The sequence below is a fragment of the Kitasatospora sp. NPDC097605 genome (genome assembly GCF_040302725.1).
In the GTDB taxonomy this organism is placed as follows: domain Bacteria; phylum Actinomycetota; class Actinomycetes; order Streptomycetales; family Streptomycetaceae; genus Kitasatospora.
The window spans coordinates 1-4,032 of record NZ_JBEOSF010000080.1 but is presented as its reverse complement, the minus strand read 5'-3'; the positions used below and the strand labels follow the sequence as shown (position 1 = coordinate 4,032).

General features: G+C 71.4%; 1 protein-coding gene and 2 pseudogenes. All 3 read right to left on the bottom strand.

The window, feature by feature from the left end; translation table 11 throughout:
- A pseudogene (locus ABTX81_RS39360) lies at positions 1-91 on the bottom strand (roadblock/LC7 domain-containing protein); the annotation flags it as partial.
- Between the two features lie 10 nt (positions 92-101).
- Positions 102-3,530 carry a nitrate- and nitrite sensing domain-containing protein gene (locus ABTX81_RS39355; protein ID WP_350555736.1) on the bottom strand — a complete coding sequence of 1,143 codons (3,429 nt, stop codon included), beginning with the start codon at positions 3,528-3,530 and terminating at the stop codon, positions 102-104.
- Between the two features lie 400 nt (positions 3,531-3,930).
- A pseudogene (locus tag ABTX81_RS39350) lies at positions 3,931-4,032 on the bottom strand (ATP-binding protein); the annotation flags it as partial.

Genomic DNA, 4,032 nt, shown 5'->3' with positions numbered 1-4,032 from the left:
CCGCGGAGACCACCACCGTGTGCGACACCCCGGGGGTGTTGTCCACGAAATTGGTGATCAGCCAGTTCAGGTTCTGTGCGGCCTGGCTCATCTGACTCAACTCAACGCTCCTGGTGGTTCGAGCCGCCGAAGAGATCGGTGCTGCGATTCTGCTGTCCGTTGCCGGACGGGTCTACCTGATCGGGGTCGATCCGGAAGCTTCCGGTGGTACCGGCGCTGCGGCCCTGCTCGACGCCGCGGCGCAGGTTGGTGAGGCGGCCGCGGACCTCCTCGGGCGAGCGGGAGACCTGCGGGCCGTCCTGCGGGGTGGGCTTGGCGTTGCCCGCCACCAGGTTCTGCTTGGGCACCCGCCGGGGCAGGCCGGCCTGGGTGGTGCCGCTGGAGGAGGGCTCGCGGAGCTTCTCGGCGCGCTGCCAGTCACCGTCGTTGGGCGACTGCCAGGCCGCGCTGCCGGCGGCGGTCGGGCCGGTGGGCCCGTAGCCGCCGAGGGCGGACACGTCGTGGCCGCGGGGTTCGGCGGGGGCGGACGAGGTGTCCTTGGCGCCGGTGAACCAGTTCGGGCTCTCCCCGCCGCCGTTGCCGTCCTGCGGGCCGGCCGGGAAGCCGCCGCCGGCCAGCTGCTGGCCGGGACGGCGCTGCGGCAGCCCGGACGGCAGGGTGGCGGGGGCGGTGTCGGCGGCCGGGAGGGCGGGCTGCTCGGGGGCGTACGGGTGGCCCGCCGGGGCCTCCTCGGCCTGGTGGCCGTACTGGTCGTCGGCGTAGCCGGACCGGTCGTAGCCGGCCTCCTGGCCGTACTCGTCGTAGCCCTGCTGCGGGTACTGGCCGTAGCCGTCCTGCTGGTAGCCCTCGGCGTCGTAGCCGCCCTGGCCGTACTCGTCCTGGTAGCCGTCCTGGTAGCCGTACTGGTCGTCGGCGTAGCCGGACTGCTCGTAGCCCTGCTGCGGGTACTGCCCGTCCGGGGCGTAGGCGTCGTCGTTGCGGCGCCCGTAGGCCGGGTAGTCGTCCTCGACCTCGGCGTCCACCACCGGCGGCAGGCCGGTCGGCGGGCCGGACTCCAGCGCGGCGCGGCGGACCTGGTCCAGGCGCTGCGAGCGCTGGACGGCCTCCAGGGCCGGGCTGAAGCCGGTGGAGCCGGAGTTGCCGATGCCGGTCAGGTGGTCGTCGAAGCCGAGTTCGGCGGCGCTGCGGACCGGGTCGCGGTCGACGGCCCACTCGGCGGACGGCTCCTGCTCGGTGAAGATCCGGGAGACCGTGAACTGCTCCTCGGGCTCCGGTGCCACGGCCATCTGGGTGATGAACGGGGGGAGCATGACCAGCGAGGTGGTGCCGGCCGACTCGCCGGAGGGGCGGAGCTGGACGCGGATGTCGTGCCGCTGGGAGAGCCGGCCGACCACGAACAGGCCCATGCGGCGGGAGATGGTGGCGTCGACCGTGGGCGGCTCGGCCAGCTTCTCGTTGATCTCCGCGAAGTCCTCGGCGGTGAGGCCGATGCCCTTGTCGTGGATCTCGACCAGCACCCGGCCGTCCGGCAGGCGGGTGGCGTTGACCAGCACCCGGGTCTGCGGGCTGGAGAACGTGGTGGCGTTCTCCAGCAGCTCGGCGAGCAGGTGGACGAGGTCGGTCACGGCGGCGCCGACGACCTCGGCCTCGGGGATGCCGGAGAGCTCGACGCGCTCGTACTGCTCCACCTCGGACGCGGCGGCGCGGAGCACGTCGACCAGCGGGACCGGGGTGTTCCAGCGGCGGCCGGCCTCCTCGCCCGCGAGGACGAGCAGGTTCTCACCGTTGCGGCGCATACGGGTCGCGAGGTGGTCCAGCTTGAAGAGGTTCTCCAGCTGGTCCGGGTCGGCCTCGTTGTTCTCCAGGTCCGTGATCAGCGCCAGCTGGCGCTGGATGAGGCTCTGGCTGCGGCGCGACAGGTTGGTGAAGATCGCGTTGACGTTGCCTCGCAGCAGCGCCTGCTCGGCGGCGAGCGCGACCGCCTGCCGGTGGACCTGGTCGAAGGCCCGGGCGACCTCGCCGATCTCGTCCCGGCCGTGCAGCGGGATCGGGGTGACGTTGGTGTCCACCCGGTCCGGGTCGGTCTTGGAGAGCCGCTCGACCAGCTCGGGCAGGCGGTGGTCGGCGATCTCCAGGGCGGCGTTGCGCAGGGTGCGCATGCCGAGGATCATCGAGCGGGCCACGTAGCCGGTGAGGACACCGGCGAGGATCAGCGCGGTGAGCACGATCAGCGAGTTGAGGATGGCGTCGAACCGGGCGTTGTCGCGCAGCTCGGCGGCGTCCACGAGCACGTCGTCCAGCAGCGCGACCTCGGTGGCGCGGAGGCTGGAGATGTGGGTGTTGGCGGCCTGGTTCCAGTTCTCCGGGGTCAGACCGGAGTCCTTGGCGTCCTTGTAGGCGCGGTCGGCGACGTCCTTGCCCTGGGACTGGCCGTTGGCGGCGGCCTGGGTGTAGGCGGTGCCGAGGTTCAGCAGGCCCTGCATGGTCGGGACGCTGCCGTTGGGCATGCGGTAGGCGGCGCGCTGGTCGGCGTTGGCCTGGGCGACCTGGGCGTCGGCGTACTCCTTGGCGTCCTCGGGGGCGCTGCCGGTGTTGAACTCGGAGAGCGCGGTCTGTTCCAGGCGCTGGGCGACCAGCAGCTGCTGGATGAGGTCGACGTTCTCGTACCGGGTGGTCTTCTGGGCGGAGATGCCGACCAGCAGCTGCAGCATGAGGGCGCGCTGGGTCGAGGCGGAGGCCTTGGCCAGCGACATGGCGTAGATCGAGCGGCCCTTGCTGGTCAGGTTGGACGAGCCGAGGCCGACCGAGTTGTCGTAGGACAGCAGCGGGGCGTACATCACCGAGTAGGCGCTGACGGTCGCGGAGGCGAACAGGTGGTCGGCGTAGGCGGTGGCCCGCAGCTGCGGCAGGTGGACGACCACCTGCTGGAACGCCTCGTGACGGCGGGGCAGCTCGCCGGACTTGTCGCTCGCCTCGTAGGCCGCGTTGTACGCCTTGAGGGCGGCGTCGGTGGTCGAGCGCGCCTTGGTGACGTCGTTGTTCGGGTCCTGCTTGGTGATCAGAGGTATGAGCGTCTTGTCGCGCTCGCTCTCCAGGGCCTCGGCGAGCTCGGTGGCGGCCTTGGCGAGGGCGGCGGTGCGCTGGGCGCGGTCGGCCTTGACGAAGCCGTCGATCGAGGTGTTGACGCGCAGTCCGCCGAAGACCAGGCCGATGACGACCGGGATCAGCAGGATCGCGATCAGACGGGCGGGCACGCGCCAGTTGCGCGGGCGCACGAAGTCGTAGCGGCTGGTCTTGGCGCCGGTGTCGTCCGCGCCGGTGCCGGAGCCCGCGGTGGGGCCGGTGCCGGCGCCCGCGGTGGACGCGCGGTCCTGGCCGGGCGTCGGCTGCTGCGGTGCCGGGGCGGCCTGCGGCCGTTCCTCGACCGGTGTGAACGCCGAGAACCCGCCCGGTTCCGGTGCGGTGCCGTTCGGCTCGCTCTGGCGGGGCTCGGAGCGCCGCTGCGGGGCGACCTGCTGCTTACGCCTCACTCGACAACTACCTCTCGGCCGACAGCCGGCCATGGATCAATCCAGCGCTACCCCGGGGGACCGCCCGTTCCGGGGAACGGCGGCCGTATGGGATCCAGGGGTAGCTGGAATTTCAGCACGTGCAGGGATGGGGGACAAACAGCTGCTGGTGGGCGAAGTCTGCGGTGCAATTCAGGACATTCGCCAACATGTTGGCGCAAAACTGTGGTCTTCTGGCGCTGAGTGACGCTGATTCGCTACAAACAGTCATTGTTGATCACGAAATGCCTACCGAACTGTTATCCGCTGCTTATGCGAGGGTCTTGCGCGAGGCGTCCGGACGACACCTCTCCGCAAGCGAACGTGCCCCGGTACCCCGCCGGCGCGACGGGGTACCGGGGCCGCCGGCCTCGGGTTCCGCTCAGCGCAGGCGGGCGAGGAGGGCGTGTTCGACGAGGGTGATGAGGGCGCTCTTGGCGCTGTCGCGGCGTCGGGCGTCCAGGGTGATGACGGGGGTGTCGCT